Genomic DNA, 13,421 nt, shown 5'->3' on the forward strand with positions numbered 1-13,421 from the left:
GAAAGTACTGGTATCCCTGGCTTTCAGGCATTACTCTAGTCTTATTTTTGCTCGTTAAATGTGCATTGCACACGAATGCAAATATTAGCATGCAACTTTTTGCAACATCTGATTTTAAGTGCAAGTTATTGCACTTGTCTCCTTTTGCTCCGTTCCCATTTTGCATTAAATCTGATATTTTTGGATCTTGTAATAAAGAGTTCTTAATGATATATCCAGCAGTTTGGCGGTGTGCTCACGATTGCCACCCGTTGCCTCGAGTGCTTCCGAGATCGCTTGCTTCTCTGCCTTTTCCACAATGTCTGACAATGTGGTCGTCTGAAAATTCGAGGCGATTTGAATTTCTTCCACTGCAGCCGAGTGAACATCCGGGCCAGAGAACTCAAGGTTTGGCAAATGACGCTTCAAAATTACAGTCTCTGTGATTTTCATATTAATCAATGCACGACCTATGAAATTCTCAAGTTCACGCACGTTCCCTGGCCAATCATAATCCAGCATCACTTTAATGGCTTCATTAGACAGATCGCTGACATTTCTTCCAAATTCCTGATTATATTTCACTATGAAAAATTCAGCAAGCTCCCTTACGTCTTCTTTATGATCCTTCAAGGGAGGGATCGAAATTGGGAATACATGAATCCTATAATATAAATCCTTCCTGAATCGCCCTTGCTCCACCGCTTTCTCCAAATCGAGGTTTGTAGCTGAAATCACTCTGACATCAATTGGAATGGCTTTTGTCCCACCAACTCGTACAATTTCTTTTTCCTGAAGGACCCGCAGAAGTTTTGTCTGCATGCTCAGGCTTATTTCACCAATTTCATCAAGAAATAGTGTCCCACCATGCGCGCGTTCAAACAGACCTTTCTTTCCACCTTTACTTGCACCAGTGAACGCGCCCTCATCATATCCAAATAATTCGCTCTCTAAAATTGTTTCGCTTATAGCAGCACAATTCACCCTCACAAATTGAGAATACCGTCGGTCACTCGCATTATGAATAGCGTGGGCAAACAATTCTTTTCCCGTCCCACTCTCACCCCGCAGAACAACTGTCGCAGGCGTAACCGCAGCGAGCTTCGCTTTTTCTATAGCATTCAGGATCGTACTATGCTTTCCCTTAATATCAGAAAACGTATATTTGGCTTCCAGATTCCGTATGAGTTGCTTTGCTTGATCGAGTTCCAATATCAGTCTGTTTATTTCTGACAGGTCATGAATTACTGCAACACTGCCGCGAAGTGCTTCCCCTACCATAATTGGAGCAGCTTCCACCAAAACCTCTTTTCGGTTGACACCCACTTTCAGTCGGGCGCCTTTCACGGCTTTACCTGTTGCCAAAACTTTTAAATGCACGCTTTCGCCCTCGCTGAAGTCGACAGTGCACATTTTTCCAATGACATCTTTACTCGTGTAGCCGGTAATATGCGTATAAGCCGGATTAATCATGACGCCGATGCCATTTTGATCCACCACCGAAATGGCATCTTGAGTTGAATTGAAGATCGCTTCAAGCATCCCACGGATTTCTTTCAGATTTGTAATTTCCTCAGCCAATTCTTGAACTTCAGTAATATCCCTGAAAACTGCAATCGCTCCAACAACCTCCCCACGTTCATTCATCACCGGCATCCGGTTTGTAATGATTGTGATATCGCCCAGCGGCTGCTTCTGATTCAACTCGCTTAACCCCGTTCTGAGAATCCAGGGTAAACGTGTATTCTCAATGATTTCATCAACCGGCTTTCCAATGGCATTTAAAGGATTCTTTTGAGTCAGCAAACCGGCCGCCTTATTGAATAATGTAATTCTGCCCACTCTATCTACCGCGATCATGGCATCGTGAGTGGAGTCGAGTATCATTTCAATTTCACGTTCCATGATTTTATTCATCACCTCCGGGTGACTCGAACCAACAGCGTATCAGGGGAAAGTTCCACTGAATCATGCGATCCCTCTGAAAAATATTTCAAAGGCAGCCGATGGTCACCTTCTTCCACACCATCCGCATCTACAGAAATTTTAAAATTCTCCTTGTTCAATCCTTCGATAACGCTCTCGACATCACGAACATAAGCTACATACACATTGCTCGCTGGACTGAGCACCTCATAAGCCATTTCAGGATCCAAATTATCAATAACGATTTCATCTGAATTGAATTCCAACGACCCTACCATTATGGGTTCAATATGGAACTTAATATTGATTGATTCTTCAGCAAAAGGCGCCGATACGCCCTCCGGCAACTTCAGGACGACTTCCCTTTCAAATGTTTCAGTCATACCTGATATATCAATCTCTTCCGTACTAACTTTCTCAATGGTTGAAATCAGAGCATCTTCGCCACGTATAGTCACCAGCGCTGGAAGAACTTCTGTCTTAACTAGTTTGTAGCCATTTGCCACCACTCCACGTAGCATGACCTCAACTGGAACATTGGAAAGTTTAAAAATTCCAAGTTGAACGGTTACGTAACTTCTGCCAAGCTCAACACCATTAACAGGATTGCCTTCCAGATCAATGGCTGTAACAGGGATTTCTTTAATCAATTGATCAGAAACCTCTGTAAGATCCAATTCACCACGGAGTGAAGAGATATTATTTACGAGACTTTCTGGCCCCTTGACCAGGATCTCTTCCGGTGCTATGGATAAATCACCGGTAGTGTAGTTCTCAGCAATGGTGCCCACATAATCTATCTTCACTTTTTTCGCAACTTCGACAATTCGATCCAATGAAATTTTAATTGAATTCATTGATAGACTTTCAATAGTAACATTGGCTACAAATATTTTTGAACTCAGCATAACATTATTCGTTCCCTTTTTAAAACCTTCAAGATCTGCAGTTACCAGCAGATCGTTTGATGTTACCTTTATGACCTCGCTGCGACGCCCTTTAAGCTTTACATCTACATAGAATTCTTTCTCGCCCATCATGACTAAACCTTCATTCTGTGCATTCTCTATATTCAATAACTCAACTTTAACGTCGGGAATAGTCTTGATCATTTCAGGATTTACCTGATCCATGACATAGAGCCAAAATAAAACAGCAAATAGGATTGCCAATAGTTTTGGGGTTATATTCCTCTGAAACTTGGAATATTTGGGGCTCTGTTTCCAACCATCAATTCTTTTTAATAAGTTCATGATTTAACCTCCAGCGCCGCTTCATAATAGCTGGCTGTTCTTCTTCAGAATATGCTTTCTTAATAACGCTGGTTAAAGTATTGGCGTCCAAGTATCGTGATAATTTCCCGTTCAGAGCGACAGAAATGGTGCCTGTTTCTTCTGACACTATGACTACCAAAGCATCCGACTGTTCAGCAATGCCCAGAGCAGCTCTATGGCGAGTTCCAAGCTCCTTGCTGATCGTTTGATTGGCAGACAGCGGCAAAAAGCAACCTGCTGCGAGAATCCTGTCCTTTCTGATTATAACGGAGCCGTCATGCAGAGGTGTGTTTGGAATAAATATATTAATTAAAAGTCCACTTGTGATCTCCGCATCAATTTTTACACCTGTCGAAGCGATTTCATTTAACCCTGTTTGTCTTTCCATTACAATTAAGGCACCAATCTGTTCTCTGGAAAGGCTGACAACTGCGCTTACAAGTTCATGAATAGTGCGGTTAAGGGCCTCCTCCTGCTCTTCGGCCATTTTGGCAAAGAATATTTTGTTCCTTCCAATATATTCTAACGCGCGTCTTAACTCAGGCTGGAAAACAATAATCAATGCGATTAGTCCCAGCGTCATAGTATTCAATAAAATAAAATGGACGACATACAATTTTGCCCATTCTGATAACTTCATGATGACCAGCAGTACTACCAAGCCTTTAATTAACTGTTCCGCCCTAGTCTCCCTTATTAACATAAATATTTTATAAAAAACATAGGCTACTATGGCAATATCTATAACGTCCATAATTCGCATGCTCGCGAATATATTGATGATTGAATCCATAAAGGGTCACCTCACTTTGTTTACATTACTTCTAGTATACAATAGTTTTAGCAACTTTCAAAAAAATAAAAAAAACTGGGACAAACCCAGTTTTAATAAATTGTGGTGCCCAGAGCCGGAATCGAACCAGCGACACGAGGATTTTCAGTCCTCTGCTCTACCGACTGAGCTATCTGGGCATATGGTGGGCCATCAGGGACTCGAACCCCGGACCTGCCGGTTATGAGCCGGATGCTCTAACCAATTGAGCTAATGGCCCACAATCTATGCATTTCGCAATGAAACGCATCTATTTAAAAATGGTGCGTCCGGAGGGATTCGAACCCCCGACCCACGGCTTAGAAGGCCGTTGCTCTATCCAACTGAGCTACGAACGCAAATGGAGCGGAAGACGAGATTCGAACTCGCGACCCTCGCCTTGGCAAGGCGATGCTCTACCTCTGAGCCACTTCCGCATAGGGTGTTACTTGGTGCGGGTGGAGGGACTTGAACCCCCACGTACTGGACACTAGATCCTAAGTCTAGCGCGTCTGCCAATTCCGCCACACCCGCATGTGCAGCATTATATTTCCTTAAATACTTTAAAAGGTACTTTGGTGGGGGCTACAGGACTTGAACCTGTGACCACCTGCACGTCAAGCAGGTGCTCTACCAGCTGAGCTAAGCTCCCATAATGTGAGAAAGTATTTTTTATTCTTCGTAGAAAAACCGTTTTTACCTCAGCGGCTAGTGCCCCGCATTCGCTAAAAAAACAACTTGGTGACCCCTAGGGGAATCGAACCCCTGTTACCGCCGTGAAAGGGCGGTGTCTTGACCGCTTGACCAAGGGGCCAAAATTTGATGGCTCCAAGGGTGGGGCTCGAACCCACAACCTACCGGTTAACAGCCGGTTGCTCCACCATTGAGCTACCTTGGAACGTGAGTTACCAGAAGTAACGTTTTAGCGTTTTAGCTGCAAATCTTGGAGTTTCTGATTGAAGACCGAAGTCTTCAATCAGATTCACCATTTACCCGGCGACGACTTACTCTCCCAGGGGGCTGCCCCCCAAGTACCATCAGCGATGAAAGGCTTAACTTCTGTGTTCGAGATGGGAACAGGTGTGGCCCTTTCTCTATAGTCACCAGGTTAGCGACGAGAGGCAGCACAGCTCTGCTGCGCGTTCGAGGAGCGGTTTTTCACCAAAGGTGAAAAAAACTTCCTTGATCTCTTGTCTCACATTGAAAGTATGATTCACACCTTCAAAACCGCATACGGAAGATTACTCTAATATCGATTTGTAAACCTTGATCAAGCCCTCGACCTATTAGTATCTGTCAGCTGAAAGCGTTACCGCTCTTACACCTCAGACCTATCAACCTGTTAGTCTATCAGGGGTCTTACTTCTTTCGAATGGGAAATCTCATCTTGAGGGGGGCTTCGCGCTTAGATGCCTTCAGCGCTTATCCCTGCCGCACATAGCTACTCGGCCGTGCTCCTGGCGGAACAACCGATACACCAGCGGTGCGTCCATCCCGGTCCTCTCGTACTAAGGACAGCGCCTCTCAAATTTCCTGCGCCCACAGCGGATAGGGACCGAACTGTCTCACGACGTTCTGAACCCAGCTCGCGTGCCTCTTTAATGGGCGAACAGCCCAACCCTTGGGACCTACTTCAGCCCCAGGATGAGACGAGCCGACATCGAGGTGCCAAACCTCCCCGTCGATGTGGACTCTTGGGGGAGATAAGCCTGTTATCCCCGGGGTAGCTTTTATCCGTTGAGCGACGGCCCTTCCATTCGGTACCGCCGGATCACTAAGTCCTACTTTCGTACTTGCTCGACTTGTCTGTCTCGCAATCAAGCTCCCTTTTGCCTTTGCACTCTTCGCGCGATTTCCAACCGCACTGAGGGAACCTTTGAGCGCCTCCGTTACATTTTGGGAGGCGACCGCCCCAGTCAAACTGCCCACCTGGCAGTGTCCCCAAGCCGGATCACGGCTTCGGGTTAGAACAGCGATATTGAAAGGGTGGTATCCCAACGTCGACTCCGCACAGACTGGCGTCCATGCCTCTTAGTCTCCCACCTATCCTGTACATCCAATACCAATGTTCAGTGCCAAGCTACAGTAAAGCTCCACGGGGTCTTTCCGTCCTGCTGCGGGTAATGGGCATCTTTACCCATACTACAATTTCACCGAGTCCATTGTTGAGACAGTGCCCAAATCGTTACGCCTTTCGTGCGGGTCGGAACTTACCCGACAAGGAATTTCGCTACCTTAGGACCGTTATAGTTACGGCCGCCGTTTACTGGGGCTTCAATTCAGTGCTTCGATCGCTCTGACACTTCCTCTTAACCTTCCAGCACCGGGCAGGCGTCAGCCCCTATACATCATCTTTCGATTTAGCAGAGACCTGTGTTTTTGTTAAACAGTCGCTTGGGCCTGTTTTCTGCGGCCCCAGTCGGCTTTGACACCGTCTGGGGCACCCCTTCTCCCGAAGTTACGGGGTTATTTTGCCGAGTTCCTTAACAATGGTTCTCTCGCTCGCCTTAGTATTCTCTACTCATCTACCTGTGTCGGATTGCGGTACAGGCGCCTTATAACTCGATAGAAGCTTTTCTTGTCAGTCTGAAATCAGCAGCTTCGTTACTTAGTTTCACTCCCCATCAAGCGTCATCCTTATACAGGGGGATTTGCCTCCCCGTACAGACTTCGCCCTTGGACGCACTCTTCCAACCGTGCGCTCTGCCTATCCTCCTGCGTCACTCCATCTCTCAAACGCTATTTGGCGGTACAGGACTCTTCACCTGTTGTCCATCGCCTACGACTTTCGTCCTCAGCTTAGGTCCTGACTTACCCTGGGCGGACGAACCTTCCCCAGGAAACCTTAGATTTTCGGCGGGCAGGATTCTCACCTGCCTCTCGCTACTCATGCCAACATTCTCTCTTGTGTAATGTCCAGCACGCCTTTCGGTATACCTTCTGCCCTTACACAATGCTCCCCTACCCCTGATGCATAGCATCAAGCCGTAGCTTCGGTAGCAGGTTTTAGCCCCGGACATTTTCGGCGCAGAACCACTCGACTAGTGAGCTATTACGCACTCTTTAAATGTATGGCTGCTTCTAAGCCAACATCCTAGTTGTCTGTGCAATTCCACATCCTTTTCCACTTAACCTGCATTTTGGGACCTTAGCTGACGGTCTGGGCTGTTTCCCTTTCGACCATGAATCTTATCACACATGGTCTGACTCCTAAAGTTAAGATCACGGCATTCGGAGTTTGATAAGCTTCGGTAGCCGGTGAAAGCCCCTAGGCCATTCAGTGCTCTACCTCCGTGTCTCATTCTTTAAGGCTAGCCCTAAAGCTATTTCGGGGAGAACCAGCTATCTCCGAGTTCGATTGGAATTTCTCCGCTATCCACAAGTCATCCCAGCCTTTTTCAACAGACATGGGTTCGAGCCTCCACAAAATTTTACTTTTGCTTCACTCTGCTCATGGATAGGTCACCCGGTTTCGGGTCTACGTCACACAACTTTCGCCCTATTCAGACTCGCTTTCGCTTCGGCTCCGTACCTTAAGCACTTAACCTTGCTGCGTAACGTAACTCGTTGGCCCGTTCTACAAAAAGTACGTGGTCGCGCATCTTCAGGCGCTTCCACTGCTTGTAAACATAGGGTTTCAGGTTCTATTTCACTCCCCTCCCGGGGTTCTTTTCACCTTTCCCTCACGGTACTATGCGCTATCGGTCACCAGATCGTATTTAGCCTTGGGAGATGGTCCTCCCTGCTTCCCACAGGATTTCACGTGTCCCGTGGTACTCTGGATCGAGCTCTTTCAGTCTTCACCTTTCGTCTACGGGGCTATCACCCTCTACGGCAGCGCTTTCCAGCACTCTTTGACTAGGTTACCTCTTACTCTATGGCTCGTCCGCAACCCCGACGCCCGTAGGCCTCGGTTTGGGCTGTTTCCCTTTCGCTCGCCGCTACTCAGAAAATCGATACTTTCTTTCTCTTCCTTCGGGTACTTAGATGTTTCAGTTCCCCGAGTCTCCCTTCCGCACACTATGTATTCATGTACGGATATCTGCCCACTACGGCAGATGGGTTTCCCCATTCGGACATCTGCGGATCAAGGTTTGCTTGCAACTCCCCGCAGCTTTTCGCAGCTTACCACGTCCTTCATCGGCGTCTGGTGCCAAGGCATCCACCCTATGCTCTTTATTGCTTGATCATATGACGATCTCTCGTCATGGGTTTATCCTCGATATTTCTTCGTTTTCTTCCATATGCAGTTTTCAAGGTGCGAGGCGCAAAAGCTTCACTCTTCGCCGCTTCGTTAGTATTTTGCGAAGCGAGGTATTAATCGCTGAGTAAAATACGTTTTTTCACCTTAGGTGAAAAAAACTATCTAACCAGTGGCTCCTCCTGAACTTTTGCTTTGTGGCTGCATAAGCAACCGTTTTTTAGACCATACAATCTTTATTAAAGAAGTGCATGGTAGTTTTTTTCACCTGGCGGTGAAAAACCGCTTTTTGCTCAGCGCTTAATGCCGCGCATTCGCAAAAAGCTAACTTGGTGGGCATGGATGGACTCGAACCATCGACCTCACGCTTATCAGGCGTGCGCTCTAACCACCTGAGCTACACGCCCAAGATATCGCAAAACCAGTTGTCTCGAACACTGAATTAACGGCGCTCTCCTCATCAAGTTTGCTTCAATATGATGTTTTCAAGAAATTGATTTTCATCAATCCCTCAAAACTAAACAGTGTACCCCAATTTTCTCCTTAGAAAGGAGGTGATCCAGCCGCACCTTCCGATACGGCTACCTTGTTACGACTTCACCCCAGTCATTGGTTTTACCTTCGACAGCTTCCTCCTTGCGGTTGGATCACTGGCTTCGGGTCCCCCCAACTTCCATGGTGTGACGGGCGGTGTGTACAAGACCCGGGAACGCATTCACCACGGCATGCTGATCCGCGATTACTAGCAACTCCAACTTCATGCAGGCGAGTTTCAGCCTGCAATCCGAACTGGGACCGGCTTTAAAAGATTTGCTTCACCTCGCGGTTTCGCTTCTCGTTGTACCGGCCATTGTAGCACGTGTGTAGCCCAGATCATAAGGGGCATGATGATTTGACGTCATCCCCACCTTCCTCCGGTTTGTCACCGGCAGTCCCTCTAGAGTGCCCACCATAATGTGCTGGCAACTAAAGGCAAGGGTTGCGCTCGTTGCGGGACTTAACCCAACATCTCACGACACGAGCTGACGACAACCATGCACCACCTGTCTCCTCTGTCCCGAAAGACCTGCGCTGCTAAGCGCCATTCAGAGGGATGTCAAGACCTGGTAAGGTTCTTCGCGTTGCTTCGAATTAAACCACATGCTCCGCTGCTTGTGCGGGTCCCCGTCAATTCCTTTGAGTTTCAGTCTTGCGACCGTACTCCCCAGGCGGAATACTTAATGCGTTAGCTGCGGCACCGGGCTTTGACCCCCGACACCTAGTATTCATCGTTTACAGCGTGGACTACCAGGGTATCTAATCCTGTTTGCTCCCCACGCTTTCGTGCCTCAGCGTCAGTTACAGTCCAGAAAGCCGCCTTCGCCACGGGTGTTCCTCCTAATATCTACGCATTTCACCGCTACACTAGGAATTCCGCTTTCCTCTCCTGCACTCAAGCTGACCAGTTCCAAAGGCTTACAATAGTTAAGCTATTGCCTTTCACCCCTGGCTTGATCAGCCGCCTACGCACCCTTTACGCCCAGTGATTCCGGATAACGCTTGCCCCCTACGTATTACCGCGGCTGCTGGCACGTAGTTAGCCGGGGCTTCCTCCTAAGGTACCGTCACTTCTTCTTCCCTTAGGACAGAGTTTTACGACCCGAAGGCCTTCTTCACTCACGCGGCGTTGCTGCATCAGGCTTGCGCCCATTGTGCAATATTCCCCACTGCTGCCTCCCGTAGGAGTCTGGACCGTGTCTCAGTTCCAGTGTGGCCGTTCACCCTCTCAGGTCGGCTACTGATCGTCGCCTTGGTGAGCCGTTACCTCACCAACTAGCTAATCAGACGCGAGCCCATCCTGTACCGCTTGTGGCTTTGCCCATTGGACCATGCGGTCCTTTGGGGTTATGGGGTATTAATCACCGTTTCCAGTGGCTATCCCCCTGTACAGGGCAGGTTGCTCACGCGTTACTCACCCGTCCGCCGCTTTCATAGTCTTCCCTTTGGCCGAAGCCTCCAGTCCAACTAATCGCGCTCGACTTGCATGTGTTAGGCACGCCGCCAGCGTTCATCCTGAGCCAGGATCAAACTCTTAATCATAATCCTTAAACTGCAGTTGTAACACTGACTTCCGTTATTTCCATAATCAGAAATCACTTCGCCGGTTCCAAGCAGAACCGACTTTTTATTTCAGAATTTTGGGTTGTACACTGTTTAGTTTTCAAGGATCGAATTAAATTTTGTTAAATGGTCGGGGCGGCAGGATTTGAACCCGCGACCCTCTGATCCCAAATCAGATGCGCTACCAAGCTGCGCTACACCCCGACATTGCATTTTTTACTAACATACAATTAACAATCATTTAATGTCAGCTTAAACAATATATCATACTTTAGGACCATTTGTAAAGATCAAAATGGCTGAAATCATTGAAAATGTTAACTTGCTGGTTTGTCATCACGTGACGACATTTGCTATTATATATCGCGTGTTAAGACAATGCAAGTCTTTTTAAAGATAAATTTTGTTATTTTTGTTGTTTTTTTGCTTCTACAATCACGTCACATATTGCATAGTAACTATACTAAGGAAATAAAGAGAAAATGTCAGATCCTGATAGAGAATCTGACATTTTTCAATTTTGGAGCCGGTGATGGGACTCGAACCCGCAACCTACTGATTACAAGTTCGGTACAACGGCCTAATTGAAAAATGACATAGGCCTATTATATGCTGTCTATTCCGTGTTTGCAATGCTTTTATTGCTTTTTAGAACTGTTATGTTTTGCCATTAATTGAGCCTTATTTTTTGACTTGTTAGAAGAATGTTAGAAGCCTTCCTTTTAATATCACTATTTTTGTTTAAGATCAGATGTGAACATTACAATAATTACAAACCATACATCAATCAAGTATGCTCCGGATACTCATCAGTATCCGAGATCTCATCAAATATTACTACAGTCTTAAAAATAGCAAAATCATAACAACCGGTAGCCGGTAGCCGCCAGCCCTGCCAAAGTAACAACGTCGTCAGGGTCGTGCCAGAATGTTATGATTTTTTCATCTATCATCTGACTTATCAGAGATTCGCCACAGCGAATGGTTTGACAACTCAAGCAACGTATTTCATACCAAGCATCCGACACAGGATCACCACCTGATCTTCTATAATCTTCAAAAGGTTTTCACTTGAATTCAGCAAGGCTTCATCCTAGGTAATTGAATGAAAACTAGATTCAACCAAGAAGGTATGCTTGCATACGGCAGCGGCTGCCGCTGGGATTACAACATAGTAATCTTAGCCGGGACTTATCATAGATCCTTTGGTTAAAACTCCACGGTTAAGATTCCCACTCTAACGAAATTTGAATTTCAGGATTTCAAAGCGTTGACTTTACTTCGTTTCGTATTTTTATTATTGCTACTGTTTTGTTTAAATCTACTTATAAAAATTCGGCGTATCATTTTTATATCATATAACCTATGGGAATTATCAAATACACATATCGTTTGGAGAACTTATGGTCCAGCATTTCCAATGCCTAGTTGTCATTTGCATATTACACGTCTGTTACCGACGGTTTATATTATACTGTCACGCAGTAATAACTTATTGCAAACGTCCAATATTTGATTAATATAGATAAATCATAAGAGTAATGATCTCAAATATTCTTTGCATTCCATTGTTTTTGTGTCCTTAGGATTTATAAATAAAATATGTTCAGCAACACCTATTAAATGAGGTAGGTAGTTACTTCTTTCCTCATTAATTTTTTCAATATGAGATTCAAGACCATATTTTTTAATGTAGTAAACTTCCTGTCGTAGTTTATTTCTTTTTTCTCGAGACACTTGTAGTTTAGTATTCACTACTATACCCGTAACACTCTGTCTCCTGTTTTGTTTTAAAATTCTTGTTTTTGACTTATTCAATTCAAAGCCTTCTTCAAATAGAATAATTTTTATGTTTCTAAGTAAAGTATCCGGATAAATTTCACCAGAAAAAGTGATGTCATCAGCATATCTTGTATATCTTAGACTATACATTTTTGCTTGTTCGCTCAATTTTTTGTCAGCATTCCTAAATATGATATTACTTAATGCTGGACTTGTTGGTGCCCCTTGTGGTAAAGATTGCTTTAAACAACAAAGATTGCCAATGAAAGTTGCAACCTCTAATGTATATCCCAAATTCTTAAATACTTCGATTACCATATACAACGAAATTGAAGGAAAAAAATTCTTTATGTCTGTTGTTAATACAAATTTTTGACCACGATGAAACCTTGCATTATCTTTGATTGAACGATTTTGAATATATGCTTTTGCATAAGGACTGACTTCAATCTTATATAGAATTTCATTTAGTATCCACTTCTGAATACTCTTCAAGTCCGGTAAAGGTTCATCAATTTTTCTTTTACCGCCACTCTTCTTATCTATGGTGAAACTTCTATAAAAATGTGAAGGTGAGTTTGACATTCTATGTACATATTCTTCATCATACTTCACTAATAAACAAAAATGTTCTTGATCGTAAATAATTGGCAGGTCTTTTTCATATAAATTTCTTGCATAAATCAAATTCCGGTTTATGTAGTCTTCATTCTTCCCAAGAACTTTCGCACTTTGAATAAATTGCTTTTTATACATCTCCCATTTCATCATTCTACCATCCTATATAATTATCAGCAGTTCCTACACCATATTACTTGTACCATCCCATACATCCTGTGCTCACATCGCAAAGCGATGTGTGTGCAGGATGTGTGTACGCGACATTGCGAAGCAATGTAAGTTGTGTAAGACGTATGAGGCAAAACTCCTGTTTTGGCGAAGAAGTCTTACACAGGGCTTGAAAATCGGTTCATCTAAGGTTGATGACTCATCAACCCACACAATAAAGTGTTTAGTCTAACATGAGTGTAGAAACTGCTGAAATTAACTACTTGCGTGGTAAATATACATCAAATTTCGTTATACCATCTACTTTATATTCTTCTTGAGGACTTATCCAAGAACTCGAATTGTTTCTATTAAGTTTTTTATTAATGACATTAAATTTCTCATTTCCTTCATCTGAAAGCTTTAGTAATCCATTATCATTAATTACCCAACCATCAATAATAAGTTGTTTAATAAAATTGGCTATTTGAGTATAACTATAGCCTCGTCTGACAATACTCTCAATAGATCCATTATTCTTAACTAATTGTAACATTAAAATCAATGTACTTTCTCTCAT

Annotated in this window: 5 protein-coding genes, 10 tRNA genes and 3 rRNA genes; all 18 read right to left on the reverse strand. The window is 44.5% G+C overall.

Annotated features, from left to right (window positions below):
- Nucleotides 1-165: 165 nt before the first annotated feature.
- Nucleotides 166-1,896 carry a sigma-54 interaction domain-containing protein gene (locus AC4PHM_RS10260; protein WP_492017717.1) on the reverse strand — a complete coding sequence of 577 codons (1,731 nt, stop codon included), beginning with the start codon at nucleotides 1,894-1,896 and terminating at the stop codon, nucleotides 166-168.
- On the reverse strand, nucleotides 1,896-3,158 hold the full coding sequence (locus tag AC4PHM_RS10265) for a CdaR family protein (protein ID WP_492017718.1): 1,263 nt from the start codon (nucleotides 3,156-3,158) through the stop codon (nucleotides 1,896-1,898). The genes AC4PHM_RS10260 and AC4PHM_RS10265 overlap by 1 nt, the downstream gene beginning before the upstream one ends.
- Nucleotides 3,136-3,972 (reverse strand): diadenylate cyclase CdaA, encoded by an 837-nt coding sequence (gene cdaA / locus AC4PHM_RS10270; RefSeq protein WP_492017719.1) that lies wholly within the window; start codon nucleotides 3,970-3,972, stop codon nucleotides 3,136-3,138. The genes AC4PHM_RS10265 and cdaA overlap by 23 nt, the downstream gene beginning before the upstream one ends.
- A 103-nt stretch (nucleotides 3,973-4,075) precedes the next feature.
- A tRNA-Phe gene (locus AC4PHM_RS10275) sits at nucleotides 4,076-4,151 on the reverse strand.
- Nucleotides 4,152-4,154: 3 nt separating this feature from the next.
- Nucleotides 4,155-4,231 (reverse strand) — tRNA-Ile (locus tag AC4PHM_RS10280).
- Nucleotides 4,232-4,272: 41 nt separating this feature from the next.
- Nucleotides 4,273-4,349: transfer RNA gene (locus AC4PHM_RS10285), tRNA-Arg, on the reverse strand.
- A gap of 3 nt (nucleotides 4,350-4,352) precedes the next feature.
- Nucleotides 4,353-4,427: transfer RNA gene (locus AC4PHM_RS10290), tRNA-Gly, on the reverse strand.
- Nucleotides 4,428-4,440: 13 nt separating this feature from the next.
- Nucleotides 4,441-4,524 (reverse strand) — tRNA-Leu (locus tag AC4PHM_RS10295).
- Between the two features lie 42 nt (nucleotides 4,525-4,566).
- Nucleotides 4,567-4,642, reverse strand: a tRNA-Val gene (locus tag AC4PHM_RS10300).
- 87 nt (nucleotides 4,643-4,729) lie between these two features.
- Nucleotides 4,730-4,804, reverse strand: a tRNA-Glu gene (locus AC4PHM_RS10305).
- A gap of 9 nt (nucleotides 4,805-4,813) precedes the next feature.
- Nucleotides 4,814-4,888, reverse strand: a tRNA-Asn gene (locus tag AC4PHM_RS10310).
- 93 nt (nucleotides 4,889-4,981) lie between these two features.
- Nucleotides 4,982-5,098: ribosomal RNA gene (gene rrf, locus AC4PHM_RS10315) — 5S ribosomal RNA — on the reverse strand.
- Nucleotides 5,099-5,256: 158 nt separating this feature from the next.
- Nucleotides 5,257-8,179 (reverse strand): 23S ribosomal RNA (locus AC4PHM_RS10320).
- 342 nt (nucleotides 8,180-8,521) lie between these two features.
- Nucleotides 8,522-8,598 (reverse strand) — tRNA-Ile (locus tag AC4PHM_RS10325).
- A gap of 140 nt (nucleotides 8,599-8,738) precedes the next feature.
- Nucleotides 8,739-10,270 (reverse strand): 16S ribosomal RNA (locus tag AC4PHM_RS10330).
- Together the 16S, 23S and 5S rRNA genes with 10 tRNA genes alongside form the textbook arrangement of a ribosomal RNA operon.
- A 148-nt stretch (nucleotides 10,271-10,418) precedes the next feature.
- Nucleotides 10,419-10,495: transfer RNA gene (locus AC4PHM_RS10335), tRNA-Pro, on the reverse strand.
- Nucleotides 10,496-11,821: 1,326 nt separating this feature from the next.
- A complete protein-coding gene (locus AC4PHM_RS10340) occupies nucleotides 11,822-12,844 on the reverse strand; it encodes a retron St85 family RNA-directed DNA polymerase (protein ID WP_492017720.1) in 1,023 nt (340 codons plus the stop codon).
- Between the two features lie 277 nt (nucleotides 12,845-13,121).
- Nucleotides 13,122-13,421: a hypothetical protein gene (locus AC4PHM_RS10345; RefSeq protein ID WP_492017721.1), complete on the reverse strand. Its 300-nt coding sequence runs from the start codon at nucleotides 13,419-13,421 to the stop codon at nucleotides 13,122-13,124.

This window comes from Acidaminobacter sp. QWL-03 (assembly GCF_058683855.1).